The sequence below is a fragment of the Variovorax rhizosphaerae genome (assembly GCF_037889975.1).
GTDB classification, from domain to species: domain Bacteria; phylum Pseudomonadota; class Gammaproteobacteria; order Burkholderiales; family Burkholderiaceae_C; genus Variovorax; species Variovorax rhizosphaerae.
In genome coordinates this window covers 787,813-808,309 of sequence record NZ_JBBKZT010000001.1, presented here as the reverse complement: position 1 = coordinate 808,309, position 20,497 = coordinate 787,813, and the positions used below count along the sequence as shown (strand labels likewise).

General features: G+C 63.6%; 26 protein-coding genes. 3 read left to right on the top strand and 23 right to left on the bottom strand.

The window, feature by feature from the left end:
- From rplV to WKW82_RS03550, 18 genes are all read right to left on the bottom strand, one after another.
- Complete coding sequence (gene rplV, locus WKW82_RS03635; protein WP_340339081.1) at window positions 1–333, bottom strand: 50S ribosomal protein L22; 333 nt, start codon at window positions 331–333, stop codon at window positions 1–3.
- Window positions 334–342: 9 nt separating this feature from the next.
- The gene (rpsS, locus tag WKW82_RS03630) at window positions 343–621 is read right to left on the bottom strand and encodes a 30S ribosomal protein S19 (RefSeq protein ID WP_007838132.1); all 279 of its coding nucleotides are present in this window, start codon (window positions 619–621) and stop codon (window positions 343–345) included.
- Window positions 622–632: 11 nt separating this feature from the next.
- Window positions 633–1,457 carry a 50S ribosomal protein L2 gene (gene rplB, locus WKW82_RS03625; protein ID WP_213958425.1) on the bottom strand — a complete coding sequence of 275 codons (825 nt, stop codon included), beginning with the start codon at window positions 1,455–1,457 and terminating at the stop codon, window positions 633–635.
- Window positions 1,458–1,459: 2 nt separating this feature from the next.
- A complete protein-coding gene (rplW, locus tag WKW82_RS03620; protein WP_340339089.1) occupies window positions 1,460–1,786 on the bottom strand; it encodes a 50S ribosomal protein L23 in 327 nt (108 codons plus the stop codon).
- 5 nt (window positions 1,787–1,791) lie between these two features.
- On the bottom strand, window positions 1,792–2,412 hold the full coding sequence (gene rplD / locus WKW82_RS03615) for a 50S ribosomal protein L4 (RefSeq protein WP_213958424.1): 621 nt from the start codon (window positions 2,410–2,412) through the stop codon (window positions 1,792–1,794).
- Window positions 2,412–3,089, bottom strand: a complete 678-nt coding sequence (gene rplC, locus WKW82_RS03610; RefSeq protein ID WP_340340937.1) for a 50S ribosomal protein L3 — start codon at window positions 3,087–3,089, stop codon at window positions 2,412–2,414. Before rplC ends, rplD begins: the two co-directional genes overlap by 1 nt.
- A gap of 225 nt (window positions 3,090–3,314) precedes the next feature.
- Window positions 3,315–3,881, bottom strand: a complete 567-nt coding sequence (locus tag WKW82_RS03605) for a hypothetical protein (protein WP_340340862.1) — start codon at window positions 3,879–3,881, stop codon at window positions 3,315–3,317.
- The gene (locus WKW82_RS03600; RefSeq protein ID WP_340340861.1) at window positions 3,857–5,362 is read right to left on the bottom strand and encodes a hypothetical protein; all 1,506 of its coding nucleotides are present in this window, start codon (window positions 5,360–5,362) and stop codon (window positions 3,857–3,859) included. The genes WKW82_RS03605 and WKW82_RS03600 overlap by 25 nt, the downstream gene beginning before the upstream one ends.
- Before the next feature lie 231 nt (window positions 5,363–5,593).
- Window positions 5,594–5,908, bottom strand: coding sequence for a 30S ribosomal protein S10 (gene rpsJ / locus WKW82_RS03595; RefSeq protein ID WP_007838118.1), 315 nt, complete (start codon window positions 5,906–5,908; stop codon window positions 5,594–5,596).
- 25 nt (window positions 5,909–5,933) lie between these two features.
- The gene (gene tuf / locus WKW82_RS03590) at window positions 5,934–7,127 is read right to left on the bottom strand and encodes an elongation factor Tu (protein ID WP_340340188.1); all 1,194 of its coding nucleotides are present in this window, start codon (window positions 7,125–7,127) and stop codon (window positions 5,934–5,936) included.
- 139 nt (window positions 7,128–7,266) lie between these two features.
- Window positions 7,267–9,366 (bottom strand): elongation factor G, encoded by a 2,100-nt coding sequence (gene fusA / locus WKW82_RS03585; protein WP_340340860.1) that lies wholly within the window; start codon window positions 9,364–9,366, stop codon window positions 7,267–7,269.
- Window positions 9,367–9,450: 84 nt separating this feature from the next.
- Complete coding sequence (rpsG, locus tag WKW82_RS03580; protein ID WP_114968651.1) at window positions 9,451–9,924, bottom strand: 30S ribosomal protein S7; 474 nt, start codon at window positions 9,922–9,924, stop codon at window positions 9,451–9,453.
- Window positions 9,925–10,101: 177 nt separating this feature from the next.
- Window positions 10,102–10,479, bottom strand: a complete 378-nt coding sequence (gene rpsL, locus WKW82_RS03575) for a 30S ribosomal protein S12 (protein WP_174328402.1) — start codon at window positions 10,477–10,479, stop codon at window positions 10,102–10,104.
- Window positions 10,480–10,599: 120 nt separating this feature from the next.
- Complete coding sequence (locus tag WKW82_RS03570) at window positions 10,600–11,769, bottom strand: D-alanyl-D-alanine carboxypeptidase family protein (RefSeq protein ID WP_340340859.1); 1,170 nt, start codon at window positions 11,767–11,769, stop codon at window positions 10,600–10,602.
- A 25-nt stretch (window positions 11,770–11,794) separates the two neighbouring features.
- Window positions 11,795–12,427: an alpha/beta hydrolase gene (locus WKW82_RS03565; RefSeq protein WP_340340858.1), complete on the bottom strand. Its 633-nt coding sequence runs from the start codon at window positions 12,425–12,427 to the stop codon at window positions 11,795–11,797.
- Between the two features lie 2 nt (window positions 12,428–12,429).
- Window positions 12,430–12,783, bottom strand: coding sequence for a (2Fe-2S) ferredoxin domain-containing protein (locus tag WKW82_RS03560; RefSeq protein WP_340340857.1), 354 nt, complete (start codon window positions 12,781–12,783; stop codon window positions 12,430–12,432).
- Between the two features lie 9 nt (window positions 12,784–12,792).
- A complete protein-coding gene (locus WKW82_RS03555; RefSeq protein WP_340340856.1) occupies window positions 12,793–13,902 on the bottom strand; it encodes a VanZ family protein in 1,110 nt (369 codons plus the stop codon).
- A gap of 4 nt (window positions 13,903–13,906) precedes the next feature.
- Window positions 13,907–14,344 (bottom strand): CopD family protein, encoded by a 438-nt coding sequence (locus WKW82_RS03550; RefSeq protein ID WP_340340855.1) that lies wholly within the window; start codon window positions 14,342–14,344, stop codon window positions 13,907–13,909.
- 315 nt (window positions 14,345–14,659) lie between these two features.
- Here WKW82_RS03550 and hemB point away from each other — a divergent pair, with 315 nt between their 5' ends.
- A complete protein-coding gene (gene hemB / locus WKW82_RS03545) occupies window positions 14,660–15,664 on the top strand; it encodes a porphobilinogen synthase (RefSeq protein ID WP_340340854.1) in 1,005 nt (334 codons plus the stop codon).
- A 60-nt stretch (window positions 15,665–15,724) separates the two neighbouring features.
- Window positions 15,725–16,876, top strand: coding sequence for a magnesium transporter CorA family protein (locus tag WKW82_RS03540; RefSeq protein ID WP_340340853.1), 1,152 nt, complete (start codon window positions 15,725–15,727; stop codon window positions 16,874–16,876).
- Between the two features lie 71 nt (window positions 16,877–16,947).
- On the opposite strand, the gene WKW82_RS03535 is transcribed toward WKW82_RS03540, so the two are convergent.
- From WKW82_RS03535 to WKW82_RS03525, 3 genes are read right to left on the bottom strand one after another with little or no spacing between them, the layout of a single operon-like run.
- Entirely contained in the window at window positions 16,948–17,322 is a 375-nt protein-coding gene (locus WKW82_RS03535) for a DUF4148 domain-containing protein (protein ID WP_340340852.1), read from the bottom strand.
- A 13-nt stretch (window positions 17,323–17,335) separates the two neighbouring features.
- Entirely contained in the window at window positions 17,336–17,716 is a 381-nt protein-coding gene (locus tag WKW82_RS03530; RefSeq protein WP_340340851.1) for an alpha/beta hydrolase, read from the bottom strand.
- 28 nt (window positions 17,717–17,744) lie between these two features.
- Window positions 17,745–17,897, bottom strand: coding sequence for a hypothetical protein (locus tag WKW82_RS03525; protein ID WP_340340850.1), 153 nt, complete (start codon window positions 17,895–17,897; stop codon window positions 17,745–17,747).
- A gap of 104 nt (window positions 17,898–18,001) precedes the next feature.
- On the opposite strand from WKW82_RS03525, the gene WKW82_RS03520 reads away from it, so the two are divergent.
- On the top strand, window positions 18,002–18,916 hold the full coding sequence (locus WKW82_RS03520; protein WP_340340849.1) for a LysR family transcriptional regulator: 915 nt from the start codon (window positions 18,002–18,004) through the stop codon (window positions 18,914–18,916).
- 4 nt (window positions 18,917–18,920) lie between these two features.
- On the opposite strand, the gene WKW82_RS03515 is transcribed toward WKW82_RS03520, so the two are convergent.
- Entirely contained in the window at window positions 18,921–19,793 is an 873-nt protein-coding gene (locus tag WKW82_RS03515) for an amidohydrolase (RefSeq protein WP_340340848.1), read from the bottom strand.
- Window positions 19,794–19,797: 4 nt separating this feature from the next.
- Window positions 19,798–20,481, bottom strand: coding sequence for a dienelactone hydrolase family protein (locus tag WKW82_RS03510; RefSeq protein WP_340340847.1), 684 nt, complete (start codon window positions 20,479–20,481; stop codon window positions 19,798–19,800).
- Between the last annotated feature and the right edge of the window lie 16 nt (window positions 20,482–20,497).

The following is a 20,497-nucleotide window of genomic DNA, read 5'->3' as shown; positions in this document are numbered from 1 at the left end:
TTAGTTGCCGACCGTCACGTACACATGGCACGTGGGCTTGCTGATGGAATTGCCGCGACCCTTGGCCCGAGCGGTGAAACGCTTGAGCGTTGCGCCTTGTTCGACGTAGATGGTCTTGACCTTCAGCTCGTCGATGTCGGCACCGTCGTTGTGCTCGGCGTTGGCAATCGCCGACTCGAGCACCTTCTTGATGATCACAGCCGCTTTTTTCTGCGTGAATTGCAGAACGTTCAGCGCGTGATCGACCTTCTTGCCGCGGATCAGGTCAGCAACCAGACGGCCCTTGTCGACCGAGAGGCGAACGCCGCGGAGGACTGCACGTGTTTCAGACATGGTCGTTCCTTACTTCTTCTGGACTTTCTTGTCCGCGGGGTGCCCCTTGAACGTGCGGGTGAGCGCAAATTCGCCGAGCTTGTGGCCGACCATTTGATCGGTGATGTAGACAGGCACGTGCTGCTTGCCGTTGTGCACGGCAATGGTCAGGCCGATGAACTCGGGCAGGACCATCGAGCGACGCGACCAGGTCTTGATTGGCTTCTTGTCCTTGGTCGTCACAGCCTTGTCGGCCTTGGCCACCAAGTGGTGGTCGACGAATGGACCCTTTTTGAGAGAGCGAGTCATGAGGCTGTCCCTTACTTCTTGCGACGCGACACGATGAAGACCTGCGTGCGCTTGTTGTTACGGGTACGGTAGCCCTTCGTGAGGTTGCCCCACGGGTCGACCGGATGACGGCCTTCACCCGTCTTGCCTTCACCACCACCATGCGGGTGATCCACCGGGTTCATCACCACACCGCGAACGGTCGGGCGGATACCCATGTGACGCTTCACACCGGCCTTGCCGAGGCGGCGCAGGCTGTGCTCTTCGTTGGCGACTTCACCGATCGTTGCGCGGCATTCGACGTGCACGCGACGGACTTCGCCCGAGCGCATGCGCACCTGGGCGTAGACGCCTTCGCGCGCCAGCAGCGTGGCCGAGGTGCCAGCCGAGCGTGCGATCTGCGCGCCCTTGCCGGGTTGCAGTTCGATGCAATGGATGGTCGAACCCACCGGGATGTTGCGGATCGGCAGCGTGTTGCCGGCGCGGATCGGGGCTTCCGAACCGCTCAGCAGCGTTGCACCGGCTTCCAGACCGCGCGGGGCGATGATGTAGCGGCGCTCGCCGTCGGCGTAGCAGACCAGCGCGATGTGGGCGGTACGGTTCGGGTCGTATTCGATGCGTTCGACCTTGGCCGGGATGCCGTCCTTGTTGCGCACGAAGTCGACCACACGGTAGTGGTGCTTGTGACCACCACCCTTGTGGCGCGTCGTGATGTGACCGTTGTTGTTACGGCCAGCCTTCTGGAATTGCGGTTCCAGCAGGGCTGCGTGCGGAGCACCCTTGAACAGGTGGTCACGCGAGATCTTCACCGCGCCGCGTTGGCCCGGCGAAGTGGGTTTCATCTTGATGACGGCCATGATTAAGCGCCTTCCCCGACGAGGTTGAGCTCTTGACCGGCCTTCAGCGTCACGTAGGCCTTGCGAACGTTGTCGCGGCGACCGATGGACTTGCCGAAGCGCTTGGTCTTGCCCTTGATGTTGAGCACCGACACGCCCTGGACTTCGACCTTGAACATCAGTTCAACAGCGGCCTTGATCTCGGGCTTGGTGGCGTCCTGCAGCACCTTGAAGGTCACTGCGTTCGACTTCTCGCCGACCATCGTGGCCTTTTCGGACACGATCGGTGCGACCAGCACCGACATCAGTCGGCCTTCGTCGAACTGGCGTTCTGCGGGCGTAGGATTCATGCGGCTCATGCGAACATCTCCTTGAGCTTGTCGATGGCGGCCTTGGTGACCAGCACCTTCTTGTAGTGCACCAGCGAAACCGGATCGGCGTAACGCGGCTCGACGACGAGCACGTTCACCAGGTTGCGCGAGGCGAGGTACAGGTTCTCGTCGACTTCGTCGGCGATCACGAGCACCGATTCAAGGTTCATGGCCTTGAACTTGGCGGCCAACGGCTTGGTCTTGGGCGAGTCGACCTTGATCGAATCGACCACGGCCAGACGGCCTTCGCGAGCGAGCTGCGAGAAGATCGACGCCATGCCGGCGCGGTACATCTTCTTGTTGATCTTCTGCGAGAAGTTTTCGTCAGGCATGTTCGGGAAAATCCGGCCACCCCCGCGCCACAGCGGCGAGGACGTCATACCGGCACGGGCGCGGCCCGTTCCCTTTTGCTTGAAAGGCTTCTTGGTCGAGTGCTTGACCTGTTCGCGGTCCTTCTGGGCGCGCGTACCTTGGCGGGCGTTGGCCTGGAATGCAACGACGATCTGGTGGACCAGGTCTTCGTTGTAGGCACGGCCGAACACGGTCTCGGGGGCGTCGTACTTGGACGCGGCCTGGCCTTGTTCGTTCAGGAGTTCGAGTTCCATTACTTCGCTCCTTCTGCAGCGGGCTTGGCCTTGACAGCCGGGCGCACGGTGACGAAGCCACCCTTCGAACCCGGGATCGCGCCCTTGATCAACAGCAGCTGACGTGCTTCGTCGATACGGATGACATCGAGGTTCTGGGTCGTCACGGTGACGTCGCCGAGGTGGCCCGTCATGCGCTTGCCCGGGAACACGCGACCTGGATCCTGCGCCATGCCGATGGAGCCGGGAACGTTGTGCGAACGGCTGTTACCGTGCGACGCGCGTTGCGAGCTCATGTTGTGACGCTTGATCGTGCCAGCGTAGCCCTTGCCGATGGAAGTGCCTTGCACGTCCACCTTCTGGCCCACCGCGAACACGCTGCCTGCGGCAATGACGCCACCAGCCTTGTGCTGACCAGCCGTGTCGGCGGTCACGCGGAATTCCTGGATGATTTCACCGGCTTCCACACCTGCCTTGGCAAGGTGGCCGGCTTGCGGCTTGGTCACGCGCGATGCTTTGCGCGAACCGAACGTCACCTGCAGGGCAACGTAGCCGTCATTCTCTTCAGACTTGATCTGGGTGACACGGTTGTTGGACACATCCACCACCGTGACAGGAACTGCGTCCCCATCATCGGTGAAGAGACGCATCATCCCCACCTTGCGACCCAGCAACCCGAGGGAGTTGCTCAGACTCATATGTTTTCTCCAAAAATGGAAGTCTTCTTCCGCCACTGCCACTTCAATTGGCGACAGCGTTTTGCCGAATTCCTCAAGCAAAAGCCCGGGAGCCCGGTAACGGGAGAAGGTTGATAGGACCCGGCCAGTCAGACGCCCAAGTTGGACGCACGAAAGGCAGAGCCAGCGATTATAGCCCGCGCTCGGGTTTCTACGCAAGCCGCAGTTTCGCCGGGGGCGTCGCGGTCAGCGTGCCGGCATGGAGATGACAGCCTCTCCGGTCGGCTGCTTCTGCAATTCGCCAGCGGAGCGCAGCTTCGGAGCAGAAGCTCCGACCTGCACAGGAATGGAGATCGCGCTGGACAAGCCGTTTTGCGTCGTGAAGACATTGACGTAGGCGATCCCTTCGCTGCCGGGCGTCGCACGCAGGGTCACCGTTGTCGTCTGGCCCGGAGGAAGTTGAAGGTCGCCCGCACCCGCGAGCGTCAACCCGGCATCCGCGCTGAAGCGAGCGGATCCGCCGGCGGGGTCCGTGATGCCGTCGAACTGGATCTCCACCGTAGCCGCCTGCCCGACGCCGACGGAGCCATCGACGGAATATTGGACGTCCACGCCCGACCCGTTCTTCTTCTTGACAGCGCGAGTCATCTTGCGCTTCACCCCGGTGTCGGCCTCGACCTTTGCATTGGACCTGGTTGGAACATCGGCGAACGTGATGCCCGGTGCCAACAACGCCAGAACGAGAACGGTTGTGGCACGCCAGTTACAAGATTTCATCGCCGCGTTCCTCAATTGATCGAGACGGTAAAGCATGTCACCTGTGCTCTTGGTTGCAGGTAGTCGTTGAAATCATTGATCACGATGATGTTGTCTCCCGCGCGCATGCCCACGGTGGCCGTCTCGGTCGGCGCAACCACATCGCTGACGGCCAGCAATCCTGCGCTGTCCACCTCGAAGTCCGGGTCGGCGTTGGGGTTGGTTGGCGCCGTCACCGTGATCACGTGGTTGCCTGCCGCAAGGAGGCGCACGCGCAAGTAGACGTAGCTGCCCAGCTTGTTGACGTACCCGGCCACGTTGTTGACGCAGGCCTGAGTCGTGCCGCCGACGTTGGCGTTGGCGTAGAGGGGCAGCACATTCGGGACGGCAGGCACGCCACCCGCATTGGTCTCCGCGCTGCCAAAAGGATCGTTGGCGGCGGCGCTGATGTTCTGTGCGCTCAGCAATGCATTCAACGTGGACAAGTTGCCCGGCGAGGCCGCGCCGAAGGCTGCCGAGAACGAGTGAATCGATGTCATGGCGACGTTGGTCTTCATGCCGCCGATCATGGTGGCGTGAATAGGCTGGAATCCGATCTTTTGATTGAGGTTCCACAGGATCGTCTGGATTGAAGTCTCGCTGTACCAGCCTGGATTGGTGGCGGGGCCCACGGTGAGATCGATCGATGTCGAACCGGCTTGCCCGGGGCCGCTGGAGTCGGTGTAGTTGCTGCGGCCCAAGGCAATGCCCGACCAGGCGTCGCCCCAGCCTTCCGAGAAGGCAACCCGCCGGTCCAGGCGGTCCCCGCCGGAATGGCTGCCTCCGGGGGAGTCGTCGCGGCTGAAGACCGCCTGATAGTAATGCCCCCACTCGTGCGCAATGACGGAGGCGTCGTACTCGTCAGTGTCCGCGCCGTCCTTGCCCACCACGGAGATGGATCGCGGGTTGGTTGCATCGGAAAACGCTGTCGTGCCAATCTGTCCGATGGCCGGATTGCCGGACGTGGACACGTTGAGGGGACTCCAGAAAACCTGCAGGGTCGGAAATGCCGAAGCGGGTGCAACGGACAGAACCTTCTGCATCGATGTGTTGATGGTGTCGAGCAACGCGAACGGTGCCGCTGCGCGAGTCGATGTATACGACGCGCCGCCCCATCCGGAGGCGGCATGAAGGTTCTGCGTCATGGCAGCCGCGCCCGAGGAGAATTCGGCCGAGTCCATCACGTAGAGTGCGTTGTCCCGCGTGTTGTCCCGCACGCTCACGTCCCACGTTGCGCTACTGCCGGTCTGCAACATCTGCGCCTTGACGCGGACAAAAACGGAGGTGTTGGTTGGCACCGACACTGAGTACCCACCCTTGGCGTCCGTGGTCGTGGTGGCCAGCACAGCCTTTGACGAATTCAATACCTCGACGACCGCCCCGCGGATGGGCTTGGACGTGGTGGATGCGTAGTCGAGCGCGCCCGTGTTGTTGGGCACGTAGTCGTAGGTGGCGGTGCCATTGACCGGAACGGTTGCCGCGGTCACGGGAAGAGGCACGAAACCTCCTCCGCCACCGCCTCCTCCGCCACCGCAAGCGGTCAATACGAGGGCGGCGACGATAGCCACGCACCGCAACACGAGAAATTTACTCAAGCAGAGCCTCCATGATCACCAGGTAACTTCGGGGCATCGCCCAAGCCGGCAGAGGATGCCACATGCAGGCCCCAAAACAAAAACCCGCGGGCATTTCTGCGCGCGGGTTTGTAAATCAAAGTGACGACAAGCGACTTATTGCAGCTTGATCTCGACGTCGACACCGGCCGGCAGGTCGAGCTTCATCAGCGCGTCCACGGTCTTGTCGGTCGGGTCCACGATGTCCATCAGACGCTGGTGCGTGCGGATTTCCAACTGGTCGCGGCTGGTCTTGTTGACGTGCGGCGAGCGCAGGATGTCGAAACGCTTCATGCGGGTCGGCAGCGGCACAGGGCCCTTGACGATCGCGCCGGTGCGCTTGGCGGTGTCAACGATTTCGGCTGCGGATTGGTCGATCAGCTTGTAGTCGAACGCCTTCAGGCGGATGCGGATTTTTTGCTTGGTGGCCATGATGTATTCCTCTTCGTCAGTCTGATCAGACGTCCAGGATCTTGGCAACGACGCCCGAACCCACGGTACGGCCGCCTTCACGGATGGCGAAGCGCAGGCCTTCTTCCATCGCAATCGGGTTGATCAGCTTCACGGTGATGCTGACGTTGTCGCCAGGCATGACCATTTCCTTGTCCTTGGGCAGCTCGATCGCGCCGGTCACGTCCGTCGTGCGGAAGTAGAACTGTGGACGGTAGTTGTTGAAGAACGGCGTGTGACGGCCGCCTTCGTCCTTCGACAGGACGTACACCTCGGCGGTGAAGTGCGTGTGCGGCTTGATCGAGCCCGGCTTGCACAGGACTTGGCCACGTTCGACTTCTTCGCGCTTGGTGCCGCGCAGCAGCACGCCGACGTTGTCGCCCGCTTGACCTTGGTCGAGCAGCTTGCGGAACATTTCCACGCCGGTGCAGGTGGTCTTGACCGTCGGGCGGATGCCCACGATTTCGATTTCTTCACCAACCTTGATCACGCCACGCTCGACGGCGCCGGTCACGACCGTGCCGCGACCCGAGATCGAGAACACGTCTTCGACGGGCATCAGGAAGGTGCCGTCGACAGCGCGTTCGGGCGTCGGGATATAGGTGTCGAGCGCTTCAGCCAGCTTCATGATGGCTTCTTCGCCCAGCTTGCCCTTGTCGCCTTCCAGGGCGAGCTTGGCCGAGCCGTGGATGATGGGGGTGTCGTCGCCCGGGAATTCGTACTTGTCCAGCAGTTCGCGGACTTCCATTTCGACGAGTTCGAGCAGCTCGGCGTCGTCGACCATGTCGCACTTGTTCAGGAACACGATGATGTAGCCCACACCCACCTGGCGAGCCAGCAGGATGTGTTCACGGGTCTGGGGCATCGGGCCGTCAGCGGCCGAGCACACCAGGATCGCGCCGTCCATCTGGGCAGCGCCGGTGATCATGTTCTTGACGTAGTCGGCGTGGCCGGGGCAGTCGACGTGGGCGTAGTGGCGGTTGGCCGTTTCGTATTCGACGTGGGCGGTGTTGATCGTGATGCCGCGAGCCTTTTCTTCGGGCGCCGCGTCGATCTGGTCATACGCCTTCGCTTCGCCGCCGAACTTGGCCGACAGCACCGTTGCGATCGCAGCGGTCAGCGTGGTCTTGCCGTGGTCGACGTGACCGATCGTGCCGACGTTGACGTGCGGCTTGGTGCGGGTGAACTTGCCTTTTGCCATTTTTCAATCCTTGAAAGAGCATTCCCGTGGTTGGGTTTTATGTCTGCATCCGATTGCTGGTTCGCCCCGCACGGGAACAGGGCGGCACCGGATCGCAGACAAGTCGGGCAGCGCCTGGCGCCGCCCCACATTCTTGGAATTACTTCGCGCGAGCAGCCACGATGGCTTCGGCGACGTTGCGCGGAGCTTCAGCGTAGTGCTTGAACTCCATCGTGTACGTGGCGCGGCCTTGCGACATCGAACGCAGGGTGGTCGAGTAGCCGAACATTTCCGACAGCGGCACTTCGGCCTTGATGGCCTTGCCGCCACCGATCATGTCGTCCATGCCTTGCACCATCCCGCGACGGCTGGACAGGTCGCCCATCACGTTGCCGGCGTAGTCTTCAGGCGTTTCCACTTCCACGGCCATCATCGGCTCGAGGATGACCGGGCTGGCCTTGCGGCAGCCTTCCTTGAAACCGAAGATCGCGGCCATCTTGAAGGCCATTTCGTTCGAGTCCACGTCGTGGTACGAACCGAAGTGCAGCGTGACCTTGACGTCCACCACCGGGTAGCCGGCGAGCACGCCCTGGCCCAGCGCTTCGATGACGCCCTTTTCGACCGCGGGGATGTATTCGCGAGGAACCACACCGCCCTTGATGGCGTCGACGAACTCGAAGCCCTTGCCGGCTTCCTGCGGTTCGATCTTGAGCACGACGTGACCGTACTGGCCCTTGCCGCCCGACTGGCGCACGAACTTGCCTTCGGCTTCGTCGACCGACTTGCGGATCGTTTCGCGGTAAGCCACTTGCGGCTTGCCGACGTTGGCTTCCACGCTGAATTCGCGCTTCATGCGGTCCACGATGATTTCGAGGTGGAGCTCGCCCATGCCCGAAATGATGGTCTGGCCCGATTCTTCGTCGGTCTTGACGCGGAACGAAGGATCTTCCTGCGCGAGGCGCTGCAGGGCGATGCCCATCTTTTCCTGGTCGGCCTTGGTCTTCGGCTCGACGGCTTGGGAGATCACCGATTCCGGGAACACCATGCGTTCGAGCGTGACGATGGCATCCGGATCGCACAGGGTTTCGCCCGTGGTCACTTCCTTCAGGCCAACGCAGGCAGCGATGTCGCCGGCGCGGATTTCGCTGACTTCTTCGCGGTTGTTCGCGTGCATCTGCACGATACGGCCGATGCGTTCCTTCTTGCCGCGCACCGGGTTGTAGACGCTGTCGCCCTTCTTCAGCACGCCGGAGTAGACGCGCACGAAGGTCAGCTGGCCCACGAACGGGTCGGTCATCAGCTTGAATGCGAGGGCCGAGAACTTCTCGCCGTCGTCAGCCTGGCGCACCACCGGGTGCTCGTCGTCGTCCGTGCCCGAGACCGGCGGAATGTCGGTCGGTGCGGGCATGTATTCGACAACGGCGTCGAGCATGGCTTGCACGCCCTTGTTCTTGAACGCCGAGCCGCAGAGCATCGGCTGGATTTCGCCAGCGATCGTGCGGGTGCGGATGGCGAGCTTGATTTCTTCCTCGGTCAGCTTCTCGCCTTCGAGGTACTTGTTCATCAGCTCTTCGCTGGATTCAGCGGCGGCTTCCACGAGCTTCTCGTGGTATTCGTTGCAGACGTCAACCAGGTCGGCCGGGATCTCACCGTAGGTGAAGGTCACGCCCTTGTCTTCGTCCCAGATGATGGCCTTCATCTTCACGAGGTCGACGATGCCCTGGAACTTGTCTTCGGCGCCGATCGGGATCTGGATCACGACGGGGTTGGCCTTCAGGCGGTCGATCATCATTTGACGAACGCGCAGGAAGTTCGCGCCGGTGCGGTCCATCTTGTTGACGAACGCGAGGCGGGGCACCTTGTACTTGTTGGCCTGGCGCCAGACGGTTTCCGACTGGGGCTGCACGCCGCCGACGGCGTCGTACACCATCACGGCGCCGTCGAGTACGCGCATCGAGCGCTCGACTTCAATCGTGAAGTCCACGTGACCCGGGGTGTCGATGATGTTGATGCGATGTTCCTGGAAGTTCTGGCCCATGCCCTTCCAGAAACAGGTGGTCGCAGCCGAGGTGATCGTGATGCCACGCTCCTGCTCTTGCTCCATCCAGTCCATCGTTGCGGCGCCGTCATGCACTTCACCGATCTTGTGGTTCACACCGGTGTAGAACAGGATGCGCTCGGTCGTCGTGGTCTTGCCAGCGTCGATGTGCGCCGAGATACCGATATTGCGGTAGCGCTCGATGGGGGTATTGCGTGCCATGAGAATTACTCCGTTAACGGCGGAAAGCCCGCCCACCACATGGCAGGTCGGGCTTCAAGCCTGGTCTGATTGAAAGGACGGTGCTTAGAAGCGGAAGTGGCTGAAAGCCTTGTTGGCTTCTGCCATGCGGTGCACTTCGTCACGCTTCTTCATCGCGCCGCCACGGCCTTCGGTGGCTTCCATCAGTTCGTTGGCCAAACGCAGGGCCATCGACTTTTCACCGCGCTTGCGTGCGGCTTCCTTGATCCAGCGCATCGACAGGGCGAGGCGACGGACCGGGCGCACTTCGACGGGCACCTGGTAGTTCGCGCCACCGACGCGGCGCGACTTCACTTCGACCATGGGCTTCACATTGTTGATGGCCATGGTGAAAGCTTCGACCGGGTCCTTGCCCGGGTTCTTCTTTTCGATCTGTTCCAGCGCGCCGTAAATGATGCGCTCGGCAACAGCCTTCTTGCCGCCTTCCATGATCACGTTCATGAATTTGGACAGCTCGACATTGCCGAACTTCGGGTCCGGCAGGATTTCACGTTTGGGGACTTCGCGACGACGTGGCATTTTTCTAACCTCTTTGCTTCAGTTGGCACCGTTTCCGGCACCGCGAGAGCTAACAAAAACTCTCACTTACTCGACCCGAACCTGGGTCACTTCGTTCGATGCACCCGCCAAGGTACGCCGAACACCGCTGAATGAGAACGACAGAAGGACGAATCCTTCGGGAAAACAGAAGACCTATCAGGCCTTCTTCGGACGCTTCGCGCCGTACTTGGAACGCGACTGCTTGCGGTCTTTCACGCCTTGCAAGTCGAGCGAACCGCGCACGATGTGGTAGCGAACACCGGGCAAGTCCTTGACACGACCGCCGCGAACCAGCACGACGCTGTGTTCCTGCAGGTTGTGGCCTTCGCCGCCGATATAGGAGATGACTTCGAAGCCGTTGGTCAGACGGACCTTGGCAACCTTGCGGAGTGCCGAGTTGGGCTTCTTGGGCGTCGTGGTGTAGACGCGGGTGCAGACACCGCGACGTTGCGGCGAGTTCTGCATGGCAGGGCTCTTGGAGTTGATCTTTTCAACTTCGCGGCCCTGACGCACCAATTGATTGATGGTTGGCATGAATGAATAGTCCAAAAATTCTGCAGCGTGGACTCCTGTCGTGACACAGGAACTACAGATGACGAAAACGTGAAACCCTTCGGAATTTTCCGAAAAGCCCACGATTATAGCAGGCGCGCGCTACTTGATCCAGAGGCGCATGGCATCCCAGGCGCGGCCCATGATGCCGGCCTGCTCGACGGCCTCGAGCGCCACGAGCGGAACTTCCGTCACCGGCTGGTCGCCCAGCGCGACCTTCAGCGAGCCGATGGGCTGGTTCCTGGTGAACGGCGCCACCAGCGGGTCAGGGCGTGCGATCTGTGTCTTGATCTTGCTGGCCGAGCCCGAGGGCACGGCAACGACAATCGGTTCGACGCGTCCGATCTTCATCGTGCTCTGCTTGCCCTTCCACACCGCCGGCGTGGCAACGGGCTGGCCGCCATCGAACAGGCGGACGGCGTCATAGGCCGTGTAGCCCCAGTTCAGCAACTTCTGCGATTCGTTGGCACGTGCATTCTCGCTGGAAGCGCCCAGCACGATGCTCACCAGTCGGCGACCACCGGCGAGGTTCGGGAAGTCGCGCTTGGCGGTGACGATCATGCAGTAGCCTGCCGCCTCGGTATAGCCGGTCTTGAGGCCGTCGACGGTCGGGTCACGAAACAACAGCAGGTTGCGATTGGTGTCGTTGGTCGACGGGGTGCCGGGATAGCGGTACTTCTTGATCGCGTAGTACTTCACATCATCCGGATAGTCGCGCAGCAGGCGCGTCGCGAGGATGCTCAGGTCGCGCGCGGTGGTCGTGTGACCGGGGGCGGTGAGACCTTCCGGGTTCTTGTAGGCAGTGTTCTTCATGCCAAGCGCCTTGGCCTGCTCGTTCATGAGTTCGACGAAATGCTCGACGGTGCCGCCCACGCCCTCGGCCAGCGCCACGGTGGCGTCATTGCCCGATTGCACGATCAGGCCTTTGATCAGGTCTTCCACCGGCACCTGCATCTTCGGGTCGATGAACATGCGCGAGCCAGGCATCTTCCAGGCGCGCTGGCTGACCGGCAGGGTCTGCGCCAAGGTGATCTTCTTGGCACGCAACGCGTCGAAGACGACATAGGCTGTCATCAGCTTGGTGAGCGACGCAGGTTCGACCGGGGCGTCGATATCCTTCTGCGCGAGGATCTGGTTGGCTGTGACATCCAGCAGGATGAAGCTCCGGGCCGCGACCTCCGGCGGTGCTGGCACCTGGGCGAATGCCGTCACGGAGAACGGCAGAACGGCAACAAGCAGAAGCGCACGCAGCGCTTTCGTAAAACGAGTCATGGAAGGGCGGGGAACGAGGGGAAAACTAGCCCGCGCGCAGGTGGCGGGCGACGAGATTCTTGAGCAGCGGCAATTGTCCGTGAAAGAAATGACCGCCTCCGGGAACGACTGTGACAGGAAGTGCCTGCGGGCGTGACCAATCCATCACGGCGGCGAGGGAAACCGTATCGTCCTGCTCGCCGTGAACCACCAGCACGCGGTCATGCGAGGCGGCCGGCAAGGGTGGCGGTGGGACGCGCTCGACGCTCGGGCCGACCAGTGCGATGCGCTGGACATCGCGGGCGTCCCAAAGCGATTGCAGCGCGTTGATGGCGACGAACGCGCCAAACGAGAATCCGGCGATGGCCAACGGTCCGTCAGGTGCGACTTGCTGCACGACGGCCAGCATGTCCTCGGCCTCGCCGCGCCCCTCGTCGTGCACGCCTTCGGTGACGCCGACGCCGCGAAAGTTGAAGCGCACCGCCGTCCATCCAGCACCGATGAACGCCCGGGCCAAGGTCTGCACCACCTTGTTGTCCATGGTGCCGCCGAACAGCGGATGGGGATGCGCGATGACGACCACGCCTTGCGGAATGGTGCCGGCAGTCGGCGCATCGCGCAGGGCCTCGATGACGCCCGCGGCGCCGCGCAACTGGATCTTCTCGGTGCGGGGATTCATCTTCAGCGCCCCACGTCGGGCGGCAGCAACAGGCGCTCGACGACCTGGCCGTTCTTCAGGTGAGAGTCGATGATCTCGTCGATGTCTTCCATGTCGACGAAGCTGTACCAGACCGCCTCGGGATAGACCACGACCACGGGACCGCCCGCGCAACGATCGAGGCAGCCTGCTTTGTTGACACGAACCTTGCCCTGGCCAGACAAATCCTCCTGCTTGACGCGCATCTTGCAGTGGTCAAAGCCGGCCTGGGCGTTGTGCTGGGAGCAGGAGTCCTCGCCGTTCTTGCGTTCGTTCAGGCAGAAGAAGATGTGGCGGGCGTAGTAGCCGCTCGGGGCGGGAGGCAAAGACGTGGGCATCGGGCGATTCTAGGTTTGCCTGCCGCGGCGCGTGAGGGCCAGCACGACGTAGCCCAACGTGGCGAAGGGCCAGACCCAGCCCAGCCACTGCACCAGGCCATTGAACCGGATGAAGCGGCCCTGCTCCCAAGTCGCCAGCGTCTGGGCGAAATAGGCACTCTCGGGTGCCTGGTTGAGCAAGCCCAGGTGCACCACCAACGCCAGGATCAACAACCCGCCACACATCCGCCGCGGCAACCAGAGTAACGGCACTCCTGCCAGCACGGCGGCGACCATGCCTCCCTGCACGGGCAAGCTGAGCCAGGACCAGGCGTGCGGCGGCCCGTAGCTCAAGGCCGCCGACAGTGCGCTGGCCGCTATGCCGGCCAGCAAGGTCAGCGGCAGCAACAGCGCGCGCTGTGCCACGCCGCGCACGATGTAAAAGCCCAGCAGGCATGGCACCAGCGCGCCCAGCATCACGCAGAGCAACTCGACGCCCGGCACCAGCGGTTCCAATTCGAACTGGCGCACCGGCATCCAGTCGATGAAGGGCGTGTCCATCAGGAGCTCGGAGGTGGCGGTTTCGAGCCGCTCGAAAACCTGACCCAGCCCGAAGGTCACCGCCGCCGGAAACAGCAGCGCGATCGGCCACAGCGCGATCAGCACCAACGCCCCGCGCGGCTCCTCGACGAACCATTTCGAGCGCGCGGCGTGCCAATGCGCGATCACGCCAAGTCGCTCCAGCCCGGCCGCCAGCACCGCGCCGGTCAAGGCACCGGCCGAGTTGAGACTGAGGTCCACGTTGGAGGGAACCCGGTCGGGCAGGTAACTTTGCAAGGTTTCCATGGCGAACGAGATGGCCATGCCGGCGAGGGTGGCGCGCAGCACGGCACCGGGCGCGGCCAATCCCGCGTTCGTACGTAACACAGTCACGCCAGCGAGGAATCCGAAAGGGATGTAACCAGCGACGTTGACCGCCAGGTCGAACCCGGTCCAGTACTTCGGCCACGGCGATGCCAGGTAGGCCCAGGGCGCAATGCCCTGGTCGCGCCAGTCCGCAAACGGATAAAGGCTGGCGTAGACGATCAGCGCCGCATAGGCCAGCGCAAGCGGGAGTGCGGTTGTCTTGTGCGCGGCCACCGGGTCAGAACGGGCGCACGACCACGAGCAGGACGATCGCCAGCAGCAGCAGCACCGGGGCCTCGTTGAACCAGCGGTACCAGCCATGGCTGCGCCGGTTCTCGCCCGCCTCGAAGCGCCGGAGCAGAACGCCGCATCGATGGTGGTAGCCGATGACCACCAGCACCAGCGCGAGTTTGGCGTGCAGCCAGCCATTGCCAGGCCCGCGCCCGACGCCGAAGCCGAGCCAGAGCCACAGGCCGAGGACCAGGGCGGGAACCGCGAGCACGGTGGTGAAACGCAGCAACTTGCGCCCCATCAGCAGCAGCCGAGCCCGTTCGGCGACCGACTCCGGCGGCACCATGGCCAGGTTCACGAAGATGCGTGGAAGATAAAAGAGACCGGCAAACCAGCTTGCGACGAAGACGATGTGCAGTGACTTGACGACGTTGAACCAGAGCATCCGCAGAAGTTTAGTGGCGGCTGCGTCAGCGCCAAGCGGGCAAAAAAAAGCCCGGCGTCAAAACGCCGGGCCAGGAAGCCCTTTTGCTGTCACACATCAAGGCACCCGCTCAGGGAGGAAAAGCGGGGGACGACAAGTCGCCCAAGACAGAATTTAACAAAGCCGCCTGATCCTTTCAACCCATTGGTAACTATTTTTTGACGTTTGTGGCGCAGGAGATACAACAAAACGTTTCAAAGGAACAAAAATTTCGGACGAACGGTCGTGCGGAAACAACGCGCCGACCACGGCTCGGCTTCAGGCACAATTTTCTGCATGACCTCCCCCGCCTCCTTCCCCGCCGCCCGGCCGCGCAGGCTTCGCCGGGACGCCTTTTCGCGCAACCTGATGCGCGAACATGCCGTCACCGCCCATGACCTGATCTATCCCGTGTTCGTACAGGAGGGCCATAAACAGCGCCACGCCGTCGCTTCGATGCCGGGCGTCGACCGGTTGAGCCTCGACCTGCTGCTGCCGGTGGCCGAGGAATGCGTCGCGCTCGGCATTCCGGTGATGGCCTTGTTCCCGGTGATCGACAGCAGCCTGAAAACGCCGTCGGGCGACGAGGCCTTCAATCCGGACGGCTTGATTCCCCGGGTGGTCGCAGCGCTGAAATCGCGCTTTCCGGAGCTGGGCGTGATGACCGACGTGGCGCTGGACCCCTACACCAGCCACGGCCAGGACGGCCTGTTGGACGACACGGGCTACATCCTCAACGATGAAACCGTTGAAGTCCTGACGAAGCAGGCACTCACTCAAGCCGAAGCCGGCGTGGACATCGTGGCGCCCAGCGACATGATGGACGGCCGCATCGGCGCGATCCGCGACGTGCTCGAAGCCGACGGGATGATCCACACCCGGATCATGGCCTACAGCGCCAAGTACGCCAGCGCCTTCTACGGCCCGTTCCGCGACGCGGTCGGGTCCGCCGCCAACCTTGGCAAAAGCAACAAGAAGGTCTACCAGATGGACCCCGGCAACAGCGACGAGGCGCTGCGCGAAGTCGCCATGGACATTGCCGAGGGCGCCGACATGGTGATGGTCAAGCCCGGCATGCCGTACCTGGACATCGTGCGTCGCGTGAAGGACGAGTTCCGCGTGCCGACTTTCGCCTACCAGGTGAGCGGCGAATACGCGATGCTGAAGGCCGCCGCCCAGAACGGTTGGCTCGACCATGACGCGGTGATGCTGGAAAGCCTGCTCGCCTTCAAGCGCGCGGGCGCCGACGGCGTACTCACCTACTTTGCGCTTGACGCCGCCCGCTTGCTACAAAAACAATAGCATTCTTCGCCCGATCCATGGGCTTAAACCCGGCTTCGACCGGCGAACCACCTTCGACCGATGCGCAGCTTCGAGATCAACGGCCCCCACGTGCGCGAGCATGATGCGTTGGCGCCGCTGGCCTTGCCGGGCGCCTGTAGCGGCGGCAGCTACCTCTGGATCTCGCTGACGCGGGAGGAATTCCGGGCCCAGCTCGACACGGTGCAGGACATCCTGCAGAGCCTCTGCGGGACGCAACTGGTCGACCTGCACGTGCTGGACCTGCTCAACGACCAGTTGCCGTCGCACTACGACTACACCTCGATCTACGACGTGCTGGTGATGCGCCGGCTGGCGACCCACCCAGGGAGCATGGGCGCGTTGCCGCAAGCGCCGGCGCAGGGTGACACGGGCGGCGCGCCCGAGGGGCCGTCGCTGCTCAAGCGCATCGACACCCGGCCCGTCGGGTTTGCCGTATTCGACCGGGTGCTGCTGTCCGTGCACCCGGAAGACGGCGCGGTGCGCGACGCCTACGCGTCCAAGCTGCTGGCAGCCGGCACGCCGGGCATGGCGGTGGCGCCAGCGCCCGATGGCCGGCCGGCGAGCAAGCGCCTGCCGACCGGCCCGGCCGACCTGATGCTGCGACTGGTCAACCAGATCGTCGACGGGTACCTGGAGCTGCGGCGCGAGATGACCCGCCAGATCGACCACTGGCAGGCCGAACTGATCGACGTCAGGAGCCGCTTCTCGAACTGGGGGGCGCTGATGCAGGCGCGCCAGTCCCTGCACAAGCTCGACGAGATCTGCGAGGACCAGCGCGGCGCCATACAGGACTGGATCGACGCGCTCGAGACGCTACCCACGCCCGACGATCCGGCCGAGCGGCGCGAACGCGAACTGGTGATGATCCGCAGCCGCGACGTCTACGAACACATCGAACGGGTGCTGCACCACGTGCGTCGCCTGGAGCAGAACGCGGAAACCGCGGTGCAGATGCACTTCAGCGTGCAGAGCCACCGCACCAACGACATCATGCGGGTGCTGACAGCGCTCACGGCGGTGTTCCTGCCGCTGAACCTGATTGCCGGCATCTTCGGGATGAACTTCGAGTTCATTCCGCTGGTGCACAAGGCGGATGGATTCTGGATCGCGATGGGGGCGATGGGCGTGACCGCGGTGGTGCTGGTGGTCGTCTTCTGGCGAAAGCGCTACCTCGCCCGGACCGCCCGCTAGCAGAAATTGAACGAAAAAAGGCCGGGCGGCGCTTGCGCACCTGCCCGGCCTCTTGCGTCGACCCTGCGGATTTACATCCGGGTCGAGTTCCGCGTGGCGATCTCGGCGCGGACGTCGATGGGGTTGCGCATCGTCGACACCAGCTTGCTGTTGACGCGCGAACTGGCGTTCACGTTCTGGTCGGGCGCCGACGCGGCGCGAACCGCTTCGGCCTTCACGGCGATGCGATCACCCGAGACCTGGACCGTCTCCGCACCGCGCGAACCGCGCGTCACGTTCTGGTCTGGTGCGCGGGCGGTGCGCATCGCTTCGCCTTGCACGTCGGCACGGTTCAGGCCGGACACCGGCGCTTGCACGCCTTCGTAGGTCTCCGCCTGGACGCCCGCCGCGGCGATGAGTCCGACCACTGCCAATGCGGCAGCCGCGAGGAGGTTCGAGATCTTCACGGGGTGCCCTGGATCAGTTGGCAGCGACGGCGCCGGATTGCAGCGCGGCCTGGCGCTGTTCGGCCGGGCGACGAACCTTGTTGTACTGCGCCGGCACGGTGTCGCGGTAGAACGCGCGACGGTCCAGGCTGGCGAACGGGTCGTGTGCCTTGGCAACGGCCTCGGCGCGGACGACGCCGCGGTCGACGGTGCCATTGGTGGCAGCCACGACGCTGTCATTGGCGCCATCGGCGTACGGGTTGGCCGAGTGGGCGGCGACGGTCGCTTCAGCGGCGACTTCGGCACGCGAGCGCTGGTTCGTCAGCGGGTGCACGCCTTCGTAGGTTTCAGCGTGGGCGCCGGCAGCGGCGAAAAGGGCGATGGCGGCGGCGGCGATGATGTTCGAGGTCTTCATGATGATCTTTCCTTGGTTGAGACTGGAGTTACAGATGGGACGTCAACGATGCCGTGCGCGAGGCAACGGGCATCATGTGCAGCGCGCGCGCTGCGGCAAACGTTTCTGCTTGCGCGCGGGTGACAGTCAGCAGGGCCCTGAAAACGTCGATGAGCTTGGCGGTCATTTCTTCTTCCTTCATTTCGTCGGATTTGCGGTAGTGCGCCTCCGTGCATCGAATTTTGGACGCGTTACCTAGGTAAAAACCCTCGAAAATCGAATCACCGCGTTCACGAACTGGAAACAATGGACAGTCTCGACCTCATCAAGACCTTCAGGGAAGTGGCGGCCTGCGGCAGCTTTTCCAAAGCCGCCATCCGGCTCGACATGTCAAAGGCAACGGTCAGCAAGTACGTCGCCGAACTGGAGACGCGCTTCGGCGTGCGCCTGCTGAACCGGTCCACCCGCTCGGTCAGCCTCACCGATGCCGGCGCCCTGCTGCTGGAGCGCAGCAAGCCCGTGCTGGAGATGGTCGAGTCGACCCAGGCCGAGATGCAGGGCCTGGCGGAACAGCCACGCGGGCGGCTGCGCATCTCCGCCACGCACGGCATGGGCCAGGGCAACCTGCCGGGGATGCTGGCGCAGTTCATGGGCCACTACCCGGACGTGCATATCAGCCTGCAATTGACGAACCGCACCGTCGATATGGCCGAGGAAGGCATCGACCTGGCGCTGCGCTTCGGGCCGATCACCGACGACAACCTCATCGTGCGGCGGCTGCTGCTGGTGGACCTGGTGGTCTGCGCCTCGCCGCGTTACTGGAAGAAGCACGGCAAGCCGGTGCATCCGTCGGACCTCGCGAACCACGATGCGCTGACCAACTTCAACCAGGGCCAGCATCCGCAGTGGGTCTTCGTGGTGGATGGCAAGCCGGTCCGCGTGAACGTGAAGAGCCGCATGGACGCCACCGAGGGCGCGCCGCTGATCGAGGTCGCGTTGCATGGCTATGGCGTGCTGTACCTGCCGGCGTTGCTGGTGCAATCGCACATCGACCGAGGCGAGTTGGAGCCGGTGCTGCAGCCTTACGTGCGCAGCGACATGTGGTTGTCGGCGGCCTACTTGCAACGCCGCCACAACAGCGCCGCGCTGCGGGCGCTGCTGGACTTCCTGGAGACGCGGATCAAGGGGCCGGCCAAGATCGTGCGGCCGAAGAAGGCCTGACCCGTTACTGCAGCCCGAAGAGGCCGGCCGCGTTGCCCCAGGCGATGCGCTGCGCCACGGTCGGTGGCAGGTCGCCGAGCCAGCCGCGATAACCCTGCATGAGTTCGTCGTAGGCGCTCCAGCGCTGGTTGACCCAAGTGTCGGAGCCGACCATGAAACGGCCGGGGTGCTGCAGGATGAGCTCGCGCCATTCGGCGCACAGCTTGCCGTCGGCGCAGGTCAGGCCGGGGCGGTAGGACAGCTCGCCCATCAGCAGCGGATAGCGTTCGAGCAGCGCCCGCACGCGCGCCACCGGCGGGCCGCCAATACCGGTATGGGCCCAGATGAGGCGCAACTGCTGGCCGCCAGAAGGGGCGTTGGCCATCAGCAGGTCGATCGCCGTGTCGTCGACGTGGGCCAGCACGGCCAGGCGCTTCTGCTCGGCCAGCACCATGAGCTTCTTCGCGACGGGTCCGTTGGCGTTGGCGCTTTCGTACAGATGGAATTCGCCGATGCCGCGGTACGGGCCGCTGGCCGTGCCGCGTGCCAGTTCGGACTGCACCATCTCGTAGATCGACTTGTCGAGGAACCAGCTGTTGTAGTCGTCCCGGTTGCGATAGAGCCGCACGAAGGGCACGACGGTGACGCCGGCCTCGCGCGTCTCGCGCGCCGCGGCAAGCGTCTGCGTGCCGGCGTTGGGGCGTGAGTTGGCGATGATGGCTTTCACGCCATTGCGCTGCATGCGCGCCAGCGCCTCGGTCGGCGGGTAGGGTCCGGTGTTGCCGTCCCACGCCTCCTGGTTGTAGTGCAGGTGCGTATCGAACAAGGGCCCGGCGTAGTCGGCGGCCTGCGCGGCCAGCGCAACCGCTGCAAGCAGTGCAATGGCCAGTGCGCGCACGCTGTCAGCCGACGTGCTTGGCGAAGAAGGCCAGCGTGCGCTCGCGCGCGAGCTTGGCCGCCTCGGCGTTGTACGAGCCGCGCTGGTCGCAGTTGAAGCCGTGGCCGCATTCGTACACGTGCACCTCGACTTCAGGATGTGCCGCGCGGAACGCATCGACGGTGGGCATGGGAATCCAGTGGTCGTTGTTGCCGAAGTGGACCAGCACCGGCACCTTGGGTTGCAGCGCGCTTTCCTCCGGCGTGGTCATGCCGCCGCCGTAGTACGGCGCGGCGGCGGAGAGGCCCGACACCACGGCCGCCGAGCGCCAGGTCAACAGGCCACCCCAGCAGTAGCCCACGATGCCGACCTTGCCGGCCTTGCCCGCGTAGTCGACCGCGGCCTGGATGTCCTGCAGCACGCCCGGCGGCGGCAGGGCCTCGACGGCCATCTTGAGCGCGAAGCCGGCCTTCATATCGTCTTCCGAGTAGCCCAGTTCGACGCCCTGCTTCACGCGGTGGAAGGTAGCGGGCGCCACGGCGAGATAGCCCGACGCCGCATAACCATCGGCCACGGCCCGGATGTGCGAGTTGACGCCGAAGATCTCCTGCACCACGACGACGGCGCCCTTCGGCTGGCCCGCGGGCTCGGCCACATAGGCCGGGAAAGTGAAGCCGTCCTTGGCAGTGAGATCGATGAATTGGCCCATGGTCATTTGCTCCGTT